This window comes from Methylocaldum sp. GT1TLB, from assembly GCF_051027445.1.
Classification (GTDB): Bacteria; Pseudomonadota; Gammaproteobacteria; order Methylococcales; family Methylococcaceae; genus Methylocaldum.
This window is the reverse complement of the sequence record NZ_CP194898.1, coordinates 2,106,486-2,128,556: the sequence shown is the minus strand read 5'-3', so window position 1 is coordinate 2,128,556 and position 22,071 is coordinate 2,106,486. Positions and strand designations below refer to the sequence as shown.

Annotated in this window: 19 protein-coding genes and 1 other RNA gene; 16 read left to right on the top strand and 4 right to left on the bottom strand. The window is 57.8% G+C overall.

The genetic code is table 11. From position 1 onward, the window contains the following. Positions 1 to 195: 195 nt before the first annotated feature. Positions 196 to 1,611 (bottom strand): urease accessory protein UreH domain-containing protein, encoded by a 1,416-nt coding sequence (locus ACR2R1_RS09110; protein ID WP_434113723.1) that lies wholly within the window; start codon positions 1,609 to 1,611, stop codon positions 196 to 198. A 275-nt stretch (positions 1,612 to 1,886) separates the two neighbouring features. Next, the gene (locus ACR2R1_RS09105) at positions 1,887 to 2,315 is read right to left on the bottom strand and encodes an FxsA family protein (RefSeq protein WP_077728784.1); all 429 of its coding nucleotides are present in this window, start codon (positions 2,313 to 2,315) and stop codon (positions 1,887 to 1,889) included. A gap of 47 nt (positions 2,316 to 2,362) precedes the next feature. Between ACR2R1_RS09105 and cutA the strand changes: the two genes are divergently transcribed. From cutA to ACR2R1_RS09065, 8 genes are all read left to right on the top strand, one after another. Next, entirely contained in the window at positions 2,363 to 2,692 is a 330-nt protein-coding gene (cutA, locus tag ACR2R1_RS09100; RefSeq protein WP_434113720.1) for a divalent-cation tolerance protein CutA, read from the top strand. 300 nt (positions 2,693 to 2,992) lie between these two features. Continuing rightward, positions 2,993 to 5,203, top strand: coding sequence for a protein-disulfide reductase DsbD (locus ACR2R1_RS09095; RefSeq protein WP_240502402.1), 2,211 nt, complete (start codon positions 2,993 to 2,995; stop codon positions 5,201 to 5,203). Further along, a complete protein-coding gene (locus tag ACR2R1_RS09090) occupies positions 5,200 to 5,724 on the top strand; it encodes a TlpA family protein disulfide reductase (protein WP_156880356.1) in 525 nt (174 codons plus the stop codon). The genes ACR2R1_RS09095 and ACR2R1_RS09090 overlap by 4 nt, the downstream gene beginning before the upstream one ends. Positions 5,725 to 5,860: 136 nt before the next feature. Continuing rightward, complete coding sequence (gene aroQ / locus ACR2R1_RS09085) at positions 5,861 to 6,304, top strand: type II 3-dehydroquinate dehydratase (protein ID WP_077728787.1); 444 nt, start codon at positions 5,861 to 5,863, stop codon at positions 6,302 to 6,304. A 3-nt stretch (positions 6,305 to 6,307) separates the two neighbouring features. Next, positions 6,308 to 6,757, top strand: a complete 450-nt coding sequence (gene accB / locus ACR2R1_RS09080) for an acetyl-CoA carboxylase biotin carboxyl carrier protein (protein WP_434113715.1) — start codon at positions 6,308 to 6,310, stop codon at positions 6,755 to 6,757. 50 nt (positions 6,758 to 6,807) lie between these two features. Continuing rightward, on the top strand, positions 6,808 to 8,154 hold the full coding sequence (gene accC, locus ACR2R1_RS09075) for an acetyl-CoA carboxylase biotin carboxylase subunit (protein ID WP_077728789.1): 1,347 nt from the start codon (positions 6,808 to 6,810) through the stop codon (positions 8,152 to 8,154). After that, positions 8,154 to 9,032 (top strand): 50S ribosomal protein L11 methyltransferase, encoded by an 879-nt coding sequence (gene prmA, locus ACR2R1_RS09070; RefSeq protein WP_434113712.1) that lies wholly within the window; start codon positions 8,154 to 8,156, stop codon positions 9,030 to 9,032. Before accC ends, prmA begins: the two co-directional genes overlap by 1 nt. Positions 9,033 to 9,035: 3 nt before the next feature. After that, positions 9,036 to 9,836: a zinc-ribbon and DUF3426 domain-containing protein gene (locus tag ACR2R1_RS09065; protein WP_077728791.1), complete on the top strand. Its 801-nt coding sequence runs from the start codon at positions 9,036 to 9,038 to the stop codon at positions 9,834 to 9,836. A gap of 347 nt (positions 9,837 to 10,183) precedes the next feature. Here ACR2R1_RS09065 and ACR2R1_RS09060 read toward each other — a convergent pair whose 3' ends face one another. After that, positions 10,184 to 10,867: a VPLPA-CTERM sorting domain-containing protein gene (locus ACR2R1_RS09060; protein WP_077728792.1), complete on the bottom strand. Its 684-nt coding sequence runs from the start codon at positions 10,865 to 10,867 to the stop codon at positions 10,184 to 10,186. Between the two features lie 574 nt (positions 10,868 to 11,441). On the opposite strand from ACR2R1_RS09060, the gene ACR2R1_RS09055 reads away from it, so the two are divergent. From ACR2R1_RS09055 to ACR2R1_RS09035, 5 genes are all read left to right on the top strand, one after another. Next, complete coding sequence (locus tag ACR2R1_RS09055; RefSeq protein WP_077728793.1) at positions 11,442 to 12,863, top strand: form I ribulose bisphosphate carboxylase large subunit; 1,422 nt, start codon at positions 11,442 to 11,444, stop codon at positions 12,861 to 12,863. A 124-nt stretch (positions 12,864 to 12,987) separates the two neighbouring features. Continuing rightward, on the top strand, positions 12,988 to 13,347 hold the full coding sequence (locus ACR2R1_RS09050; RefSeq protein ID WP_077728794.1) for a ribulose bisphosphate carboxylase small subunit: 360 nt from the start codon (positions 12,988 to 12,990) through the stop codon (positions 13,345 to 13,347). Between the two features lie 81 nt (positions 13,348 to 13,428). Beyond that, a complete protein-coding gene (locus ACR2R1_RS09045) occupies positions 13,429 to 14,331 on the top strand; it encodes an alpha/beta fold hydrolase (RefSeq protein ID WP_077728795.1) in 903 nt (300 codons plus the stop codon). A 13-nt stretch (positions 14,332 to 14,344) separates the two neighbouring features. After that, positions 14,345 to 15,145, top strand: a complete 801-nt coding sequence (locus tag ACR2R1_RS09040; RefSeq protein WP_077728796.1) for a CbbQ/NirQ/NorQ/GpvN family protein — start codon at positions 14,345 to 14,347, stop codon at positions 15,143 to 15,145. Between the two features lie 39 nt (positions 15,146 to 15,184). Then, on the top strand, positions 15,185 to 17,521 hold the full coding sequence (locus ACR2R1_RS09035; RefSeq protein ID WP_434113708.1) for a nitric oxide reductase activation protein NorD: 2,337 nt from the start codon (positions 15,185 to 15,187) through the stop codon (positions 17,519 to 17,521). A gap of 73 nt (positions 17,522 to 17,594) precedes the next feature. On the opposite strand, the gene rnpB is transcribed toward ACR2R1_RS09035, so the two are convergent. Beyond that, positions 17,595 to 17,964: RNase P RNA component class A (gene rnpB / locus ACR2R1_RS09030), an RNA gene on the bottom strand. A gap of 623 nt (positions 17,965 to 18,587) precedes the next feature. On the opposite strand from rnpB, the gene ACR2R1_RS09025 reads away from it, so the two are divergent. From ACR2R1_RS09025 to ACR2R1_RS09015, 3 genes are read left to right on the top strand one after another with little or no spacing between them, the layout of a single operon-like run. Beyond that, on the top strand, positions 18,588 to 19,946 hold the full coding sequence (locus ACR2R1_RS09025) for a Na(+)-translocating NADH-quinone reductase subunit A (protein ID WP_077728806.1): 1,359 nt from the start codon (positions 18,588 to 18,590) through the stop codon (positions 19,944 to 19,946). Continuing rightward, positions 19,946 to 21,151 carry an NADH:ubiquinone reductase (Na(+)-transporting) subunit B gene (locus ACR2R1_RS09020; protein WP_077728807.1) on the top strand — a complete coding sequence of 402 codons (1,206 nt, stop codon included), beginning with the start codon at positions 19,946 to 19,948 and terminating at the stop codon, positions 21,149 to 21,151. The genes ACR2R1_RS09025 and ACR2R1_RS09020 overlap by 1 nt, the downstream gene beginning before the upstream one ends. Then, the gene (locus tag ACR2R1_RS09015; protein ID WP_077728808.1) at positions 21,144 to 22,070 is read left to right on the top strand and encodes a Na(+)-translocating NADH-quinone reductase subunit C; all 927 of its coding nucleotides are present in this window, start codon (positions 21,144 to 21,146) and stop codon (positions 22,068 to 22,070) included. The genes ACR2R1_RS09020 and ACR2R1_RS09015 overlap by 8 nt, the downstream gene beginning before the upstream one ends. Position 22,071: the final 1 nt, after the last annotated feature.

Sequence of the window (22,071 nt, the reverse complement as noted above, 5' to 3'; positions counted from 1 at the left end):
GTTCTGCCGCTGGCGGGGGGGCGAAGAGAAGAGTGTGACCGCCATGCAACAGGTATGCCTGAATTTGAGACCTTTTTTTGATCGGAGTTTTCCGATGTTCATGTGCGTTGATTGCGGCGGAAGTGTGGGAAATCCCGCTTCGGTAGTGTAAATCCCACAGTTTTCGGCGATACGTCGACCGCTCGACAACTTCGCTCATTCGGGCGGGCGACGGCCGGGTTGTTCGTCGCTCTTCCCCTGTTCTGGGCCGGCGGCGTCTTCTTGCACGATGAAGCTGCCGGGAATCATGCCCATCCAGCAACTCCAGGGAATCACGCCGGCCTGTTGCGGCGTGAACTCGATGATTTGCTCGCCTTTTACCACGTCGAATTCGAGCCCCAGAGACGGGACAATGATCCGGTGGTTGCAGTAGTTCAGTTCCTTTCCCTCGATGATCCACTTCACGGGAACGCCTTTTTTCAGTACGAACGTGTCCGGTTTAAAACCCCGCTTATTGACCTCCATGCGGATCACCTGGTAATCGCCGGCGGGAGCCGTGGAGTCCTCTTTCTTGGTCAAATTTTCCAGGCGGGTTGCGGCCAAGGTCGCCAAGGTCCGAAAGTCGTAGCCGGAGCCGCTCATGATCAGGCCTCGATTCAGCATGATGAGTCCGAGGGCCATCACCAGAAAGGCGGATGCTTTCAAGAGTCCTCGGGTCGCCTGGGCGGAAATCAGGCTGGTCAGCACCCCGAAGCCGAACAATATCGGCAATGTGCCCAGCCCGAAGACGAAAAGGAGCTTGGAGCCTTCGATAAAGCTGCCGGTGCCGGCGGCCATGATGTACATGGCCTGGAGCGGACCGCAGGCGATCATCAGACCGTTCAGCAGGCCGATCAGGAATGGACTTTTGCTTTTTTGCGTCCTGCCGTATACGAAGCGGTTCAAGAATGTCGGTATGCGAATGTGAACGCGCCGGAGGCTCTTGAACCAATCCAGCATGTTGAGGCCGAACACGATCAGGAAAATGCCGGCCGCGATCGCGGCGATGCCACGGATTTCCGGGGTAAAGGCTATGAACGAACCGAGCAGCCCGAATAGGCCGCCGATCAGGGTATACGAAAGGGTCTTGCCGATGCCGTAAAAGATATGGGAGAGCACCAAGGAACGTTTGCCGGTCGCGGCGGCGCTCGCGGTATAGCCGACAACGAAACCGCCGCACATTCCCACGCAGTGAAAACCGGTGACGAAGCCGATCAGAAACAAGAGGCCATAGCTCATGCTACGATCGAACTCTGGCAGGTGCATGCGCTCGGCGAGCTGATCGCCTTGGATCAGGAGTGCGGCAATAACGGTTAGTGAGAGCAGGGCGACCAGCAATCGTCCGAAGGCGCGGAGCCGCGAAGAACCGCCGGCCGGCGCCGGTGAGCATTGATAACCCTGGCTATCGATGGCTTCGATGATTTTTCGGGGATCGGTTCGAGCGGGGTCGAAGCTGACGGTGGCGGTCCCGGCCGCAAAATCGGCCTTGATATCTTGGACCCCGGAAAGTTGGGCCACCGCTTGCTCGATCGTCGTTTCGCATCCCTGGCAGTGCATGCCGTCGACGCGGAATTTCCGGGTTATCATCGCCATCCAATAGTACCTGCTGGGAAATTTCAGCCCGTTACCCGCGGAGCTCAGTAGGGGTGAATTATATTAGCGGATTTTAATGATGACGTTACAAGAGTGTTTCATCAATGTATCGTTTTCGGGCGAATGAGGAGCCTTGAAACAAGGAGCCGCGGTTATGATGGCGTTTCTCGTTTTCGGCAAAGATGAATGTTTGCAAAAACTACGCCTCTCGATGAAGCGCGTTCAAAGCACGGCTCGGATAATAGTTGGCGGGAAACCGCGAAAGGCGTTATGAGTCAGTCTTCACGCTTAAATTCGCCTTCTATCGTGTGCCGGGTTTCGCGTGTCGTCTTTCCGGGAGGGTGGGAAATGCCGCTTTCGAGAATACGTTGCGCGATTCGTTTCCGGGTGGCCGGCAGCAGGCAGAACAATGCCAGCATATCGCTGATGAAGCCGGGTATCAGCAACAGCAAACCCCCGGCGGCTATCAAGCCGCCTTCGATCATCTCGCGGGCCGGCAATTCGCCACGCGCCAAGGCTTGCTGAACCCGGAACCAGGTGGTCCAACCCTGTATTCTCAATAAAAAGCTGCCTAGCGCCGCAGCACCCAGCAACAGGAATAAAGTGGGGAAAAAACCCAGCGAACCGACGAGTTTGATCAGTAAATAAATCTCCAAGACCGGCAAGCTCAACAGCGCGAGCAATAACCATTGACCGATGTTCATTAAGCCCTCATACGTTTAGAATTCCGATTAATCCAGTGCTTTTTGCCATGTCTACCCAATACTGTCTAGTTTTGTGCACTTGTCCGGATGCGAACACCGCGGAGACGTTGGCTAGGGCGGCGGTCGCCGAACGCCTGGTCGCCTGCGCCAACATCGTTCCCGGACTGACATCCGTTTATCCTTGGGAAGGCAAGATAGAAACGGCTCAGGAGCATCTCCTCCTGATGAAGACCGAAACGGCTTCTTTGGAAGCATTGGAAGTCTTTGTGCGCGAGAAACACCCGTACGAACTTCCCGAATTCATTGCGGTCTCCATACTGCATGGTTCGACCGCGTACCTCGATTGGATCAGCAGATGGCTGCCCCCCGAAAATTGATGGACCGTCCGGACGGATTGCTTCCGGACAGAGTCCGCATCCCCGACCTTCTTCCTACTGAGTGATTTTGTTATGCCGCAGTTCCCCGACAAAGGTATCTACACAGATCGTCACCCCGGCAGGGAAGGGTCATCCGGGCGCTCCCCGGATGACCGTTTGCGATTGGAGTGCCGGGGTCCAGGCGCCAAGGATGGCAAAGGCCTTTCACATCCCTGTGTTCTGGATTCCGGCAATCCATGCCGGAATGACGGCTTTGCAAACGTGTGCATATACCTTTGGTTCCGCGAGTGGGTTTTTGGGTTGTTGTTTATCTTTTTGCCGGCCTGGACAGGTACGGTTTGGGCCATCAGCAGCGAAGAGCTTCTGCCACCCGAACAGGCTTTCCGGGCATCGGCAAAGATCGAGGGCGATGAGGCCTTGGTCGGATTCGACATCGCGGACGGCTATTATCTGTACCGGCAAAAATTCAAGTTCGCGTCCAAGACTTCGGGCGTCGATTTGGGCGAGCCGGTTTTTCCGAAGGGAGAAACCAAACACGACGAATTTTTCGGCGAGATGGAGATTTATCGCGGGCACGTCGATATCCGTCTTCCGTTGATGCGGAGCGGCGGCACCGCCGATGCACTGGCTCTCGACGTAACCTCGCAGGGCTGCGCCGATGCCGGAGTATGCTATCCGCCGTACAAGCGGACGGTGAACGTGGCGTGGCCTCCGACTGGCGCAGGCGGTGCCAAGACCGATTCGCTCGGAAAATTGGCCGAAGCCTTCAAATCGCTGGGCGTGAAAACCCAGCCCGTCGATTTGCTGCCCCCGGATGAGGCGTTCCGTTTCTTCGCCGAGGTCAAGGATGCTGGTACGCTGTGGGTGAGCTGGCAGATTGCCGACGGGTATTATCTTTACCGGGAAAAATTCAAGCTGGCCTTGCTCGGCGAGAGCGGGGTAAAGCTCGGGAGCTATGAGATTCCGCACGGCGAACCCAAGCACGACGAAGAGTTCGGGGCGGTGGAGGTATTCCATCGGGAAGTCGGTTTTGCCGTTCCGCTGTCGCGTGCCGATGGCAAGCCGGTCAATATTCAGTTGCAGGCGAATTATCAGGGCTGCGCGGAGAAGGGTGTGTGCTACCCGCCGATGCAGAAAACCGCGAGCCTGGATTTGCCGGCCGGTGGTACCGGAAAAATCGCGTCGGTAGCAAATCCTGCCGAGCCGGTATCGGAGCAGGACCGAATCGCCTTCGCGCTGCAAAGCGATTCCCCCTGGGCGACGGTTCTCAGTTTTCTCGGGTTCGGGCTGCTGCTGGCGTTCACGCCCTGTATTTTTCCGATGATCCCGATTCTGTCGGGCATCATCGTCGGGAATGGCCACACGATCACGACCGGCCGGGCTTTCATGTTGTCCCTCAGCTACGTATTGGCTTCGGCGTTTGCTTATACCGTCTTCGGCGTTTTGGCCGGGCTGTTCGGCAGCAATCTTCAGATTCTGTTTCAAAAGCCCGAAGTCATCGTGGCATTCAGCGCTTTGTTCGTGCTGCTGGCCTTGTCGATGTTCGGCGTTTATACGCTGCAAATGCCCGAATTCATCCAATCCCGCGTGGTTTCCATCAGCAATCAGCAACGCGGCGGCACTCTGACTGGAGCGGCGATCATGGGCGCACTTTCCGCCTTGATCGTCGGGCCGTGCGTGGCGGCGCCCCTGGCCGGCGCGCTAATCTATATCGGCCAGACCGGCGATGCGGTGCTTGGCGGGCTGGCTTTGTTCGCGCTGGGCTTGGGTATGGGTATCCCCTTGCTGGCCATTGGCGCATCGGCAGGCAAGTTGCTGCCCAAGGCCGGGACCTGGATGAACGCGGTGAAGGCCGCTTTCGGCGTGGGTCTTTTGGCGATCGCGGTTTGGCTGCTCGAACGTATTTTGCCCGCCGCCGTATCCATGTTCCTTTGGGCGCTGCTGCTGATCATTCCGGCCATTTACCTCGGCGCCCTGGATGCCTTGCCTCATCCGGCCTCCGGATGGCGCAGACTGTGGAAGGGCGTGGGCATCGTCATGCTTACGTACGGGGTGCTGCTGTTGATCGGCGTCGCTTCGGACAGCACCGACCCGCTACAGCCGTTGCGCGGGATCTCTGCGGCGACGGCCAAGGCGTCGCCGCAGTCGATCGCGTTCCGAAAGGTCAGGACCATTGACGACCTGAATCAGCAGGTGGCGGCGGCCGAGGTCGCCGGAAAGTGGGTCATGCTGGATTTCTATGCCGATTGGTGCATCTCCTGTAAGGAAATGGAGCGCTATACCTTCGCCGATCCCAAAGTACAGAATGCGCTCAGCAACGTGGTATTGCTGCAGGCCGATGTCACGCAAAATTCCGCGGACGATCAGGCGCTCTTGCAACGCTTTGGTCTCATCGGTCCGCCGGCGACGCTGTTCTTCGGACCTGATCGGGAGGAGCGGAAATCGTTCCGCGTGGTCGGCTATATGAATGCGGATGAATTTTTGGGACATTTGCAAAGGGCGTTGCAGTGAAATCGACAAAGTTTCTCTACGGATTGCTCGCATTGGCCGCGCTTCTTCTCGGCATTCTCGCCCAAAGCTGGCTGAGCGGAGAGTCGACAGCCCCGAGGAATGGGGCGCCTCCGGAGCCTGTGACGCTCAGGGATCTCGATGGCAATCCGCACGATATCGCCGAATTGAAAGGCAAGATCGTCGTACTCAACTTCTGGGCGACCTGGTGCGCCCCCTGCCGGGAGGAGATGCCGGAGTTCGTCCGATTGCAGACGGAATTGGGCGACAAGGGCGTCCAGTTCGTCGGCATTGCCATAGACGAATCGGAAGCCGTGCAGGACTTCTTAAGAGAGACGCCGGTCAACTATCCGATATGGCTGGGTGACGAACGTGCCGCCGCCTGGGCGGAGAGTCTCGGAAACCGGCTTAACGTCTTGCCGTTCTCCGCCGTTTTCGACCGTGCCGGCCAGCAGGTGGACGCCCATACGGGGCCATTCTCGAGAGAGCAGCTCATGAAGGTTCTCGAAGCGCTGCTTCATTGACCTTTCCGCCAAAACGCGCTAACTGCGTCGAATGTAAGCGAAATCCTTCATTTGTGGACAGATTTTGCGCATTTCGGCAAAATAGCCGCGGTTTTTCGGCTTCTGCGGTAATCGGAAACGGGGCTGCTCTCGTAATATGGCAAACATCCTTGTGCTCAACGGCCCGAATCTCAATTTGCTTGGGTTTCGCGAGCCGGGGTTATACGGCAGTCAAACGCTTGGCGACATCGAGTCTGCACTGGACTCCAAGGCGCAAGCGCTGGGTTGCCATCTGGATTTTTTCCAGAGCAATGCCGAGCACGAGCTTATAGACCGTATCCACCAGGCGTTCAGGGAATCCATCGACTTCATACTCATCAATCCGGGAGCTTACACGCATACCAGTATCGCGCTTCGAGATGCGTTTCTTGCAACCCGCATTCCTTTCATTGAAGTCCATTTATCCAACGTTCACGCGCGGGAGCCTTTCCGCAAACACTCATATTTGTCCGATATCGCCAAAGGCGTTATTTGCGGATTCGGCGCGCTCGGTTATGAGCTCGCCTTGACTGCCGCCATACACATCCTAAAAACAGGCTAAGACATGGATATTAGAAAAATAAAAAAGCTCATCGAAATGATCGAAGAGTCGGGCATTGCCGAAATCGAGATTCGCGAAGGGGAGGAATCGGTACGCATCAGTCGGTACAGCAGTACGGCGCCGCAACCGGTGCAGGTATTGCAGGCTGCTGCGCCGGCCGTTGCGCCACAGCCGACCGCAGCGCCTCAGTCGGCCGAGGCGACGGCGGATAAACTGACCGGGCACATCGTCCGATCGCCCATGGTGGGAACCTTTTACCGTTCGCCCTCGCCAGGAGCGAAGGCTTTCGTCGAGGTCGGCCAGCGCGTGGAAATGGGCGATACGCTCTGCATCATCGAGGCGATGAAGATTCTGAATCAGATCGAGGCGGACAAAGCCGGTGTGATCGCAAAGGTGCTGGTGGAAAACGCCCAACCGGTGGAATACAACCAGCCCTTGTTCGTCATCGAGTAACGGCTTATCGCTGTTGCTTCTAATTCGGCCCATCCACCAGGTGTCAGTTCATGCTCGGTAAAGTTCTCATCGCCAACAGGGGCGAGATCGCCCTGCGCATTCTTCGTGCTTGCCGCGAACTCGGTATCAAAGCCGTGGCCGTGCATTCCGAGGCCGATCGCGACCTAAAGCACGTGCGGCTCGCCGACGAGTCCGTGTGCATCGGTCCTGCGCCGTCGAAGGAAAGCTATCTCAACATTCCGGCTATCATCAGCTCCGCCGAAGTCACCGATTCGGTGGCTATCCATCCCGGTTACGGGTTTTTGTCGGAGAACGCCGACTTCGCGGAAAAAGTGATCCAAAGCGGTTTCATTTTCATCGGCCCTCGTCCGGAGACCATCCGGCTCATGGGGGACAAGGTGTCTGCCATCGAGGCCATGAAAAAGGCCGGTATTCCGTGTTTGCCCGGCTCGGATGGCCCTTTGAGCGAAAATCACGACGAAAACCTGAAAGTCGCCCGCCGAATCGGTTTTCCGGTCATCATCAAGGCGGCGGGCGGCGGTGGAGGACGCGGCATGCGGGTCGTCCACAGCGAGGCGAATCTTCCGAGCGCCATCACGCTGACTCGAGGGGAGGCCGCGGCGGCATTCGGCAACGACATGGTCTATATGGAGAAGTTCCTGGAAAATCCGCGGCATATCGAGGTCCAAGTGATTGCCGACGGACACGGGAATGTGGTTCATCTGGGCGAGCGCGATTGCTCCACTCAGCGTCGGCATCAGAAAGTCGTCGAAGAGGCGCCGGCGCCCGGCATTACCGAGGAGCAGCGTCGCCAAATCGGTGAGCGTTGCGTCAGAGCCTGTCAGGAAATCGGCTATCTGGGCGCCGGAACCTTCGAGTTTCTTTACCAGGACGGCCAGTTTTATTTCATCGAGATGAATACCCGGGTACAGGTGGAACATCCGGTGACGGAAATGGTGACGGGCTTCGATATCGTCAAGGAGCAGCTTCGCATTGCCGCCGGCGAGGTATTGGCGATCAGGCAGGAGGATGTTCAGATGCGGGGCCATGCCATTGAGTGCCGGATCAACGCCGAGGATCCGCAAAGTTTTATCCCGAGCCCCGGCGTGATCGAGCAGTTCCATATGCCCGGAGGTCCTGGAATCCGGGTCGAAACGCATATCTATAACGGCTATCGGGTACCGCCTTATTACGACTCGATGATCGGCAAGCTCATCGCCCACGGCGAGACCCGGAGCGGGGCTATCGCGCGTGCCCGCATGGCGCTTCAGGAAATGGTCATCGGCGGTATCAAGTGCAATATTCCTTTGTTGCTCGATATCATCAACGATGCGGCTTTTAATGCCGGCGGGCAGAATATCCATTATTTGGAGCAGAAGCTCGGATTGAAACACTGATGTGGCGTCAGCTGGCGATTACGGTCGATGAGTCTTTGGCGGAGCCGGTTTCCGATCTTTTGTCGAATCTCGGCGCCGTTTCCGTCAGCTTCGAAGATGCCGGCGACCAGCCTCTGTTCGAACCCAGGCCGGGGGAGACGCCGGTTTGGCGGCAGACTAAAGTGATCGGGTTATTCGATGCCGACGCCAATACCAATCGCATACGGAACTCGGTCGCGAACCAATTCGGCGAGCGAGTACTTCAATATCAGCTCGAGGATTTGGAAGACCGTGTATGGGAGAGAGCGTGGCTGGATCATTTTCAGCCGATGCGCTTCGGCCAGAGGCTCTGGATTTGCCCGACCGGCTTCGAGCCGCCGGAACCCGTGGCCGTCAACGTAGTGCTCGACCCCGGCTTGGCTTTCGGAACCGGCACTCATCCCACGACAGCGCTTTGCCTCGAATGGCTGGACGGCCAGGATCTCGCAGGCAAGACCGTGATCGATTACGGCTGCGGATCGGGAGTTCTGGCTGTGGCTGCATTGAAGCTGGGTGCGGCGAAAGCCTATGGCGTGGATATCGATCCCCAGGCGCTCACCGCCTCGGACGAAAACGCGCGCAAGAATGGCGTGGAGGACAGGTTGGCCCTCGGGTATCCGCGCGAGCTTGCCGCTGTCCGCGCTGATGTGCTGGTCGCCAACATTTTGGCTACGCCTTTGATCGAACTGGCGGCGGAAATCAGCGAAAAAGTCCGGCCCGGCGGGAGTTTGGCATTGTCCGGTATTTTGGCGACGCAGGTCGAAAACGTCCGCGCGGCCTACGCGTCGCAGTTCGATTTCTCTCCCCCCGTGGTTTGCGAGGAATGGGCATTGCTTACCGGCGCCAAGCTTCGAGGTTGAATCGTGTTTACCCGCTGTCCCGAGTGTAAGACCGCATACCGCATCAGCGTCGGCCAATTACGGGCTGGACGCGGAGAAGCGCTTTGCGACCGCTGCCATATCGTTTTCAACGTCTTAGTATCCTTGGGGCAAGCCGTGAAGGATGCGGTTCCGGAGGACACGCCTCAAGCCAGACCTCCGGTTTTGGGAGATCGAGAAGCGGTCCTCCTCCGAAAATTCGAGCGGGAGCTGTCCGAGGAGTCGGGTGGCGAGCAATCGGGGACCGAGCACAAAAGCAAGGCGTTTGACGGGGAAGCTCGGGCAGGCCATGGCAAAGGAAAGTCCGGTCCGTCCTCGGTAACGCCGGGTGCTTTGTGGGGGCTGGGCGTGTTCGGGCTGCTGGGTCTCCTGATTGCTCAACTGGTCATTTTCGAAGGAGACAGAATAGTACAGAGCGCACGACTGCGTCCCTGGCTGGACATGGCCTGCAAGACGATCGACTGTTCTTTGCCGCCCTATAAAGACGTGCGCCGCATCCAGATTTTCGATCGCGCCTTGCGGCCGGACTCGACCCGCGATGACGCATTGGAATTCCAACTCGTCTTTGCGAATCAGTCCAACTTGCCGCAAATGCTCCCCAATCTGAAGCTGGTTCTCACCGAACTCAACGGAAGCCCGGTGGCGGAGCGGATATTCACGCCTGCGGAATATCTTCCCGAAGGGGAAAAAACCTCGCTGATGCCTGTCGGCAAACCGTTTGAAATTCGCTTGCTATTGGCCAAACCCACTAACGACGTGGGCGGCTTCACGTTCGAACTGCTCTGATCCGGGTCTTTCATGCTTTCCGATAGCGAAATAGCTATCGGACGTCAAATCAGCTGCAAGAATGCGCACAGGCAAACGGGTGAGTCGAGCCCGAGCCTTGCTGTTGATGGGCGAGGCCGCCTGCCTGGAAATGAAAAGAAATCGGCACTCCGCTAAATTTCGGGCAGGCGGCATTAAGTACATTCAGGGAAGTCTTGCGGCATAGGCAACCTGCAGGACAACCCCGCCAATCAAGCCAATCAGTCGAGATTCCGCAAATATTTGCGGAATGTACTTAAATGGGCTTATTTCAGCCGCTTGGCTAGCATCCTCTTGAAACACGGACCTCGGAATGCGAGCCCGAGTCTTTAGATTTTGCGGGAACGTCTTGAGATCAGGCCCAGCCCGGCGATGGCCGAGCCGAACAGCCAGACCGCGCCGGGAACCGGAACGGGCGACGGCGCTACTCCCGGGCCGTCGCCGCCGCCGAAATAGCCGCTCGTGATCTCGCCGTTCTGGTTGCCGTTCATGGCCGGTTCGGGGCCTGAAAAGTCCGTCACGTGGGCGGCGTACCAAGCGTTTCCTTGGTCCGCAGTTCCGGTAGAGGGGGCGTGGTAAGAGTCGGGCGTATCGCCGTTGATGTCGGTGATGCTAAAGCTGAGCGGCTCCTGGCGGTTACTCCCGGTGCCCGACACGACTACGTCGAATCTGCCGAATCCGTTTAGTGTCCGGTTGAAATCGACGTTCCAGCCGGCGGGTAAACCGGTGATATTGTCCGATTCCAAGCTGGTTCCGTTTGCCAGATTGAACCCGAACGATTGGATGCCGAAATTGGATAATTCCTTGTCCGCAAATGGCTGGCCCGGATCATTCAGTGCATCGACGTCAAAGGTAACATCGTTCCCCGATGTGCCCACATTCACCGTCAAGTAATTCGTTCCGTCGGTAAAGGGGGCTTGGTCGATGTTCGTTTGGTCCAGGAAATAGGATGCTGCCTGGGATTGGCCCGTCACGGCCAATGCCGCTCCCAAATAAAGCGGTGCGAGTCTCATGATTCTCTCCTTGAAAATCCAGTTTGGCCAATTCGGTCGGCGGATACAAACCGGGTCTATCCGGACTATCCCTGATCCCGGTTACGAGCGTGAGCCCGTAACGGTGTTGACGCACTTGAATCGCCAGAGTTCCCGATTGTGAGCAAGGTTTTACGTTCCGCCTCACGTTTGCGACGGATGCCTTCGAAGCATTTGAGAGAGCGGGAAGCCGGTTTCGACGGTTGAAGTTGTATTCCGAGGGAGGAGGCGACGGAACGAAGGCGAAGCGATTGGGCGGTGCGCGCCGTTTGAGACAACAGCCGATTCGCGTCCGAATCGGGCAAATCTTCCTTGGAGCGCCGAAAGTTCTTGGCTTATTCTATCCGGCGACCCTGGGCATTCCTTTGTGTCAGGGCTCCAAACGTTGGTCATTTAGTATAAGTAAGTCTTATTACAGTAATCATAACAACTGAATTTTTTTTATGAACGGAACGGCTTATAGTTTCTCGCTGTGAAAGGACAATACGATTTGCGGTCCAAGTAGGACCAGAAAAACATTCCTGAGAACAATCCACAGATGTGGTAGGAGGAAAGTATGGCTGTAAAGACCTATAGCGCGGGCGTAAAAGAATACCGCGAGACCTACTGGATGCCGGATTACACCCCGGCGGATACCGATATCTTGGCCGTATTCAAAATTACGCCTCAGCCTGGCGTGCCTCGCGAGGAAGCGGCAGCGGCAGTCGCCGCAGAATCGTCCACCGGCACCTGGACTACGGTTTGGACCGACCTTCTGACCGATCTCGACTATTACAAAGGCCGCGCCTACCGCATCGAAGACGTTCCGGGCAGCGACGAGCAGTTCTATGCCTTCATCGCTTATCCGATCGATCTGTTCGAGGAAGGGTCGGTGGTAAACGTTTTCACTTCTCTGGTCGGCAACGTGTTCGGCTTCAAGGCCGTCCGCGGATTGCGCCTGGAAGACGTGCGCTTCCCGATTGCTTATGTGATGACCTGCGGCGGTCCGCCCCACGGCATTCAGGTCGAGCGCGACATCATGAATAAGTACGGCCGTCCGCTCTTGGGCTGCACCATCAAGCCGAAACTGGGGCTGTCCGCGAAGAACTACGGACGCGCGGTTTACGAGTGCCTGCGCGGCGGCCTGGACTTCACCAAGGATGACGAGAACGTAAACAGCCAGCCGTTCATGCGCTGGAAGCAACGCTTCGATTTCGTCATGGAAGCCATCCATAAGGCGGAGCGCGAAACGGGGGAACGCAAGGGCCATTACCTGAACGTGACCGCGCCGACCCCGGAAGAAATGTACAAGCGTGCGGAATACGCCAAGGAAATCGGTGCGCCCATCATCATGCACGACTACATTACCGGAGGGTTCTGCGCCAATACGGGTCTTGCCAACTGGTGCCGCGACAACGGCGTTCTCCTGCATATCCACCGTGCCATGCACGCCGTGATCGACCGCAACCCGAATCATGGCATCCATTTCCGTGTGTTGACCAAGATTCTGAGACTATCGGGCGGCGATCACCTGCACACCGGCACCGTCGTCGGCAAGCTGGAAGGCGATCGGGCGTCCACCTTGGGCTGGATCGATCTGCTTCGCGAGCGCTACATCAAGGAGGATCGCTCTAGAGGCATCTTCTTCGATCAGGATTGGGGCGCCATGCCGGGAGCGTTCGCCGTCGCTTCGGGCGGTATCCATGTCTGGCACATGCCGGCGCTGTTGTCGATTTTCGGCGATGACGCCGTGTTCCAGTTCGGCGGCGGTACTCTCGGCCATCCGTGGGGCAACGCGGCGGGCGCCGCAGCCAACCGCGTTGCTCTGGAAGCTTGCGTCGAAGCCCGCAACCAGGGCCGTCAGCTCGAGAAAGAAGGCAAGGAGATTCTGACATCTGCGGCCAAGGACAGCCCCGAGCTCAAGGCTGCATTGGAAACCTGGAAGGAAATCAAGTTCGAGTTCGATACGGTTGACAAACTCGACGTGGCGCACAAGTAATCGCCCGGACAGTCCGACTGATTTGAAGCGATACCGTTGAAGAACCGAACGTCGCTAGAAAGCAGTCCCCTCTGAAACGGGAGGGGATTGCTCAAGCGATCAATGAACGAGGATTGGAACAATCATGAGTGAAATGCAAGATTACAAATCCAGCCTGACCGATGTTTCGAGCCGAAAATTCGAAACTTTCTCCTATTTGCCGCCGATGGACGCCGCCAATATCCGAAAACAGGTGGAATACATCGTCAGCAAGGGCTGGAATCCGGCCATCGAGCATACCGAACCGGAGAACGCCTTCGACCACTACTGGTATATGTGGAAGTTGCCGATGTTCGGCGAAACCGATGTGGACCGTATTCTGGCGGAAGCGGAGGCCTGTCATAAGGCGCATCCGAACAACCATGTGCGGTTGGTCGGCTACGACAACTTCAAGCAGTCGCAAGGCGCTGCCATGGTGATTTACCGGGGGCCGATCAAAGCCTAGGCGCAGCCAGGCTTAGGTTCGAAAGCCCCGTTCTGTGAATGCAGGCCGGGGCTTTTTTTCGAGATGGCGATTCAAAAAGGTATGGACTTAAGCAAGCGACTTGATCGGAGCGTTACGCTCAAAGACGGGCGCAGGCTCGGCTTCGCCGAGGTCGGTGATCCCGGCGGAATGCCGGTCGTCTACTGCCACGGGTTCCCCGCCTCCCGGCTGGAGAGCGTCCTCATTGCGCAGGCGGCCGAACGTCAGCGGGCACGCATTATCGCCCCCGATCGTCCCGGCTACGGACTGTCGGATTTGAAGCCGGCGCGCACTATCGGGAGTTGGGCTGACGACGTCGCTCAATTGGCTGATTATCTCGGCATCGAACGGTTCTCAGTGCTGGGCACGTCCGGCGGGGGACCTTACGGGCTGGCCCTCGCCGCGCAGCTGCCGGACCGGGTACAGGCGGTCGGGATCATCTGCGGTCTCGGGCTATTGGAAGATCCGGAAGCGACGCAGGCTATGCATTGGCCGGCACGGTTCGGATTCGGCGCGGCCCGTAGCGCACCCCGGATGCTGCGTTTGATTTACGGAGAGTTCCTCGGACGCCTGATTTTCCGAAGCCCCGAAGTGGCGCTGTCTCTACTGGCTTTAGGCAGTCCGGCTTCCGACCGGTCGACCTTGACGCGCCCGGAGATTAAAGCGGCCCTCTGCGCCTCGGTGCGGGAGGCCTTGCGTTCGGGCGGGGAGGGAGCAGTACAGGACATGATTTTGTATGCTCACGACTGGGGGATTGACCTCGCGCAGATCCGAATGCCGACTACGTTCTGGCACGGCGAAGCGGATGTTACCGTGCCGTTATCCCACACGCTGGCGCTCGCCGAACGACTTCCCCACGCTCAGGTTTTTACATTTCCGGGCGAGGGCCATTTTTCTCTGCCGATAAACCGTGCGGACGAAATTATCAAAACGTTAATCGAGTCGATAAAACGTGGAAATCCGTGAAGAGGATTGAGCGATGACCATCTCCGAACAGTATTTTATCGAAGAACAACCCTATTACCGGCCGGTCTCTAACGAGATCGAGTTATTCGAGGCCGCCTATGCCGCGCGGATGCCGGTCATGCTGAAAGGCCCGACCGGTTGCGGCAAGACCCGTTTCATCGAGTTCATGGCTTGGAAGCTGAAGCGGCCGTTGATTACCGTCGCCTGCAACGAGGACATGACGGCCTCCGACCTGATTGGACGTTTCCTGCTCGACGCCACCGGCACGCGCTGGCAGGACGGGCCATTGACCACGGCGGCCAGGATCGGTGCGATTTGTTACCTGGACGAGGTGGTCGAAGCGCGCCAGGACACGACGGTGGTCATACACCCTTTGACCGATCATCGCCGGACCATGCCGCTCGACAAGAAAGGCGAGTTGGTGCATGCGCATCCCGATTTCCAGTTGGTCATTTCCTACAATCCCGGCTATCAAAACCTTTTGAAGGACTTGAAGCAATCCACCAAGCAACGCTTCGGCGCCCTGGATTTCAATTACCCGAAGACCGAAGTGGAAACCGAAGTGATTTCCCACGAAACCGGCGTCGACCCGAAAACCGCAGAGAAGCTGGTGCAGATTGCTCATCGAGCCCGCAATCTCAAGGGCCATGGTTTGGACGAGGGAATTTCGACGCGTCTTCTAGTGTATGCGGGGCAGCTGATCGCGAAGGGCGTCGAACCGAGGGCGGCATGTCAGATGACCTTGGTTCGCCCCCTGACCGATGATCCGGACATGCGGGATACTCTGGACGCAGCGGTTGCTACGTTTTTCTAAAAAAGGACTAAGCCGCTGCGGGGCAAGACGAGGCGAGCCATGAGCATCAACCTGGAAGACTACCGCGAATACCTGGAGCGGGTCGAGCCGCATATCAAGGACACCCTAGAGGCCAGCTTCCACGAAGCGGGGCGGGTGATGTCGCCGGGCGGCTTGCGCAATTATATCGAGGGTGCCCGCGTGCTTTCGGAACTGGGACGCGGGTCCGAACTGGTGGTGTCCTATATCCAGGAAATGCCCCTGGTCGCCAAGGAAGTGGGCGACGAAATCATTCCCGACGTGGTGACCTCGGTGATGAAGCTGGCCTCCATGGTCAGCGGGGGCGTGATCGCCGCGCTGTTCGACAGCCTGCCCACGGCGGCCAGCCGGCTGGGCGATGCCGACTTGCTGCGCCAGTATCTGGCCCTGGTCCATCAGCTTTCGGCGAAAGCACCACGCGGATTGCGCCCGATGCTTCAGCACCTCGACCAGCTATTCGATAAGTTGACGCTGGGCGGGCTGCGCCGCTGGGCGCTCTGGGGCGCACAGGCGCACGGGCGCGATTTCGAAAACCTGGCCAAATATTTCGGTCTCGAAACGGCGGACAGCCTCGCGGTGCTCCAGAAGGAACGCCGCGGCACGCTGTTCGTCGATACCCAGCGCAAGCTGAACTTCTATCTGCGCGCGTTGTGGGGCCGCGATTTCCATTTGCGCCCGACGGCCGGCGATTATGAAACGCGCGAAGGACTCAAGCCTTTCATCGAGTTTCCGGTCATCTACCTGCCCGATGCTTTCGACGATTACGGCGGCATTTCCGGCAAGGAGCTGTACCGTGCTGCCTGCGCCCACGCCGCCGCGCATCTCGCCTACACCAAGAAGCCGATCTCGGCGGAAGCGTTGAATCCGGTGCAGATGTTCATGATCGGTCTGATCGAGGATGCCCGTGTCGAGCATCTGGCCATCCGGCAGTTTCCAGGGCTCCGGCAGCTCTGGCTTCCGTTGCATGAGGCGGATGCCGAAGGTCGGGAAAGCCGCGATCCCGCTCTGTCTTTCTTGGAGCGCTTGGCCCATGCGCTGCTCGATGCGGAACTCGAAACCGAGGATAGCCTGATTCGGGAGACGGTAGCGGCCTTCCGGGAAGTCTTTGCGGCTCGTCCTGATGACAACCAAATCAGCTGGGATCTGGGTGTAACGCTATATAACAAGGTCAAGGACCGACTGGTGCTCCCGCCGTTGCGCATCCTGGAGGGCATAGCTATCCCGTACCGCGACGACAACCGGTTCATCTGGGCGTTCGCCGAGCAGCTCTGGGAACAGGCGGAATACGCACCGGCCAGCGAGCGCCAGGTCCGCAGGAAGGTTTCGGTCATGGAGATGGTCAACGAGGTGGACTGCGAACTGGCGGGGGACGATGCCCAGGAGGTCTGGACCCTGGAGACGCCGTTCCATTTGGATCAGGAAGGCTGCACCATCAATGAACTGGAAGGCAAGGAGCCGGTCAGCGATCCTTATCATTACCCCGAGTGGGACTACCAGGTACAGTTGCACCGCCCCAATTGGGCGACCGTTTTGGAAAAACGGCAGCCCAGGGGGGAGCAGGAACTGATCGAGCAGATCCTGGTGGAGTACAAGCCCGTCGCCAGCCGCCTCAAGCACATCATCGATGCCTTGCAGCCGCGGGGTTTGGTCCGCCAGCGGCGGCAGGAGGACGGCGACGAGATCGATCTCAACGCCGCCATTCGCGCCATGATCGACATCCGCATGGGTGAGATGCCGGACCCGCGCATCAATATCCGCTATATCCGCAAGACGCGGGATCTGGCGGTACTGGTACTGCTCGATCTATCGGAGTCGACTAACGAGATCCTGCCGGGATCGGATCGCGCCGTGATTCAGCTTGCACGTGAGGCGACGACCCTGCTGGCCTGGGCTATCGACGGTATTGGCGATCCCTTCGCCATCCACGGGTTTGCTTCGGACGGGCGGCACGACGTGCAGTATTACCGTTTCAAGGATTTCGATCAGCCCTTCGACGATCAGGCAAAGGCGAGATTGGCGGGCATGCAGGGAGGGCTTTCGACCCGGATGGGGGCGGCGCTGCGCCACGCCGGAAAGTTTCTGCTGCGTCAGCCGCAGCAGAAAAAACTGCTGCTTTTGGTTTCCGATGGGGAACCCGCGGACATCGACGAGCGCGATCCGCAGTACCTTCGGTTCGATACCAAAAAGGCGGTGGAAGAACTGGCTACCGTCGGAGTCATGAGCTACTGTCTTACGCTCGATCCCGAGGCAGACGAGTACGTGTCCAGAATCTTCGGTCCCAACCGCTACACCGTCGTGGATCACGTGCAACGATTGCCGGAGCGCCTGCCTTCGCTGTTCGTTAGCTTGACTGGATAGATTGAGAGGAGCACCTATCCCGAATCTCGGAATAGGCGCTCGGGAATATGGCGTGAAACGACGCCGATGATTCATGGGGAGTCGGCCGATAAGCCGGGTTCAGTCGTGGACAGTCATTCATCTAGGGCGCGCGTCACCGCGCGCCTCGAGCGACCTACCCGGGAGCCGTGCGGGCCGCACGTCAGGAGTTGCCTCCAATGCCCCCCTATTTGGTCTTGCTCCGGGCGGGGTTTGCCCTGCCACTTCCGTTACCGGAAGCGCGGTGCGCTCTTACCGCACCATTTCACCCTTACCGCGGTCCCGGAGGACCGTGGCGGTATATTTTCTGTGGCACTTTCCGTAGGCTTGCGCCTCCCAGGCATTACCTGGCGCCTTGCCCTGTGGAGCCCGGACTTTCCTCTCCCCGCGTCGACGACGTGGGCAGCGACTGTCTGGCCAACTCCCGATGGTATTGTATTAAGAGATCGGTCGAGTGGCTAGTAACCGAGCGGTTACGCCACTGTTTCGAAGCTTTTGTCGAAACGACAGAAAAGCGGGCGTTTGTTGATTTAAGTCAAAATCGTACCGTCCGGTTGAGGCTAGTATTTTGACCACGCGAGAACGCTAAGTTGATTTACCTCCATCTCCTCTTTGGAACTTGTTATAGCATTCTCCGGGTTAGCGACATTGCGTTTAAGACCTCTTAATCCTCTGGGATGTTGTCAGGGCCGAAGCTTTGCTAAGGCCCTTTTTTTTGTGCTGAATTTTGAAACAGTCCTGTAACCAAAATTAGAGTCTCGGCCCCCGTTTTTCCTTCTGATTCAAGAACTCCGCGCGTTGAGCCCCTCGGGTATTTGTGTTCTAATACCAGACGGTTTACCTAAGTCTTAGGGAAACGCCGAGCATACCTCTCGCTACGCGCAGCTTCGATTTGAGGCGCGACGTTTTGAATAAACTCGTGGCACTCTCTCGGCGCGCCTTAAGCCGAATACATCTTAGCACTCCCTCTACCGTCTTCTTCGAACCTGTTGCAGGAATGCGAGAGGGGTGGTTTGGCCGTCAATTTGTGCGATCCACAGGCGTATATATGCTAATCAGAACAAAGAAAGGCTTGAATCTGCCGATCACTGGGGAGCCCGAGCAAACGATACACGACGACGGTAACGTTGTTAAATCCGTAGCGTTACTGGGCTTGGATTATGTCGGATTGAAGCCCTCCATGAATGTTTCGGAGGGAGACCGGGTCAGGCTCGGTGAGGCGCTGTTTTCGGATAAACAGTATCCCAAGGTTTTGTTCACCTCGCCCGGGAGCGGCGTGGTCAAGGCGATCAATCGCGGCGCCAAACGCGTGCTTCAATCCGTCGTCATCGAATTGGACGGCGATGACAGCGTTCAGTTTCAATCGTACGACCAATCCAAACTCGCCGATCTGACTGTCGAGCAAGTAAAAGAGAATCTGCTGGCTTCCGGCTTGTGGACCTCTCTTCGAACCCGCCCCTACAGCAAGGTTCCCGATCCCGATACGGCGCCCCATTCCATTTTTGTGACGGCGATCGACACCAACCCATTGGCCGCTCGGCCGGATGTTGTCATTCAGGAACGGGTTCAAGACTTCAAAAACGGACTGACTGTCGTTTCCAAGCTGACCGAGGGGAAGGTTTATCTCTGCACGGCGCCGAATCATTCCCTGCCTTCCGGAGACAGTAACAAGATCGAGATCGCTGAGTTCGACGGGCCGCACCCCGCCGGTCTCGTGGGTACCCATATCCATTATCTCGATCCCGTCAGCGCTACCAAGATAGTCTGGCATCTCGACTATCAAGCCGTCATGGCGATCGGTAGCCTGTTCACCACCGGCCGATTGAACGTGGAGCGAGTCGTTTCTCTCGCCGGGCCGATGGTCGAGCGCCCCCGTTTGATCCGCACTCGGCTGGGCGCCAATCTGAGCGATTTGGTTCGAAATGAAACCGTTGCGGATAAGGAAGCACGCGTGATTTCGGGGTCCATACTGTGCGGCCAGAAGGCGGAAGGATGGTCGGACTATCTCGGGCGCTATCACAATCAGGTCAGCGTCATCGAGGAAGGGCGGCAAAGAGAGTTCATGGGGTGGGTAGTACCGGATCGCGACAAGTACTCTTTCCTGAACGTGCTTTTATCCAGTCTTCCCAAAGAACAGGGGCGCAAGTTCGCTTTCACCAGCGCCAAATATGGCAGCGCGAGAGCTATCGTGCCGGTCGGCGTCTACGAAGAGGTCATGCCCATGGACATTCTGCCGACGCAATTGCTGCGCTCGCTGATCGTGGGCGACACCGATACGGCGCAGGCCTTGGGTTGTCTCGAACTGGACGAAGAAGACCTGGCGCTTTGCACCTTCGTCGATCCGGGCAAGCACGATTTCGGCCCGGTGCTTCGCAAGAATCTTACCCAAATTGAGAAGGAAGGCTAATGTCTCGTACTAGGCAATTCTTAGACAAGATACATCCGTACTTCGCGCATGGCGGTCGGCTGGAGAAGCTCTATCCGATCTATGAGATGGTCGACACCTTTCTCTATAGCCCTCCCGATGTGACGGCTGGCGGGGTTCACGTCCGCGACGCAGTCGATTTGAAGCGGGTCATGACCTACGTCTGGATCGCGGCTCTGCCGTGTTTGCTGATGGCGCTGTTCAACACCGGCTATCAGGCCAACTCGGCCATGGAGAGCATGGGTATCGCCTCGGCACCCGGCTGGCGCGGTGCCATCATGGACGTTTTCGGCTACAACCCGGTCAATCCGATTTCCGTTGTGATGCACGGCGCCTTGTATTTCTTCCCGATCTATATCGTCACGCTCGTGGCGGGCGGTATATGGGAAGTCTTGTTCGCCGTCGTCCGGAAGCATGATGTAAACGAAGGCTTCTTCGTATCGTCCATCCTGTTCGCGTTGACGCTGCCGCCCAATACGCCCTTGTGGCAGGTGGCCATCGGCATTTCGTTCGGCGTCGTGATCGGCAAGGAAATTTTTGGCGGCACCGGCAAGAACTTCCTGAATCCGGCGCTCACCGGCCGCGCATTTCTGTATTTCGCCTATCCGGCCTCCATGTCGGGTGACGCGGTATGGACCGCGGTAGACGGATTCAGCGGCGCGACCGCTCTGGGCTTGGGCGCCATGGGAGGCGTCGACGCGATCACGGCGGGCGGCATCTCTTGGTGGCAGACCTTCTTCGGTTTCGAGCAAGGCTCGCTGGGCGAGACCTCGACCCTGGCCTGTCTGATCGGCGCCGCATTCCTGATCTACACGCGCATCGCCTCGTGGCGGATCATGGCCGGCGTCCTGGTCGGCATGGTCGCAACGTCCACCTTGTTCAACATCGTCGGCAGCGATTCCAATGCCATGTTCGCGATGCCCTGGTACTGGCATTTGACTCTGGGCGGCTTCGCTTTCGGCACGGTGTATATGGCCACCGATCCGGTCAGCGCGGCGCATACCAATGCCGGGCGTTGGGTTTTCGGCGCCTTGATCGGTTTCATGACCGTGCTGATTCGAGTCGTGAACCCGGCTTTCCCGGAAGGCATCATGCTGGCCATCCTGTTCGCCAACATTTTCGCGCCGCTGATCGACTACGCCGTAATTAAAGCGAATATCACGAGAAGGGTTAGACGTCATGCCTGATTCAGCAAATCCCAACACAGCGGGAACGCAGGTGTCCGATAAGATCGCCGGCTTCATCGAAAAAGCGAACGAGTACGCGCAGAAGATTCTGGTGCTGCCGAACGACAGTTTCCAGAAAACGCTCGCCGTCGCTTTCGCATTGTGCCTGGTCGGAGCGGTATTGGTATCGGGTTCGGCCGTTGCGCTCAAGCCGCTGCAGGAAAGCAATAAGTCCAAGGACGAAAAAGTCAACATTCTCGAGGTGGCGGGCCTGTTGGATGAAGGAACCAAGGTCGACGAGGCCTTCAAGAATATCGAGCCGAAAGTCGTCGACTTGGCAACGGGCGATTACGTCGATTCGATCGATCCGAAAACCTTCGATCAGCGCAAGGCAGCCAAGGATCCGGCGATGAGCGAGGCCATACCGCCGGAAAAGGATATCGCCAATATCAAGCGCAAGCCCAAATACGCCAAGGTCTACTTGGTCAAGGAGGGCGGCCAATTGAAGTCGGTGATCCTGCCGGTCAGCGGTTACGGGTTGTGGTCCACCATGTACGGTTTTATGGCGCTGCAAGCCGATGCGCAGACGGTTATCGGCCTCAATCTTTACGATCAGGCGGAAACTCCCGGCCTGGGCGGCGAGGTGGTGAATCCGAAATGGAAGGCGCTTTGGAAAGGAAAGAAAGTGTACAACTTCACCGGCAAGGAATTGCACGAGAGCAACTTGACCGAGAAGGGACAGCAGATCGAGATCGGCGAAGTCGCATTGGGCCTCGTAAAGGGCTCCGTCGATCCGTCCAAGCCGGGCTCGGAATACCAAGTGGATGCGCTCGCGGGCGCTACGCTCACGAGCCGCGGCGTCAGCAACCTGGTGAGCTACTGGATGAGCAGGGAAGGCTTCGGACTTTATCTGGCAAAGCTTAGATCTCAGAGGGGTTAAG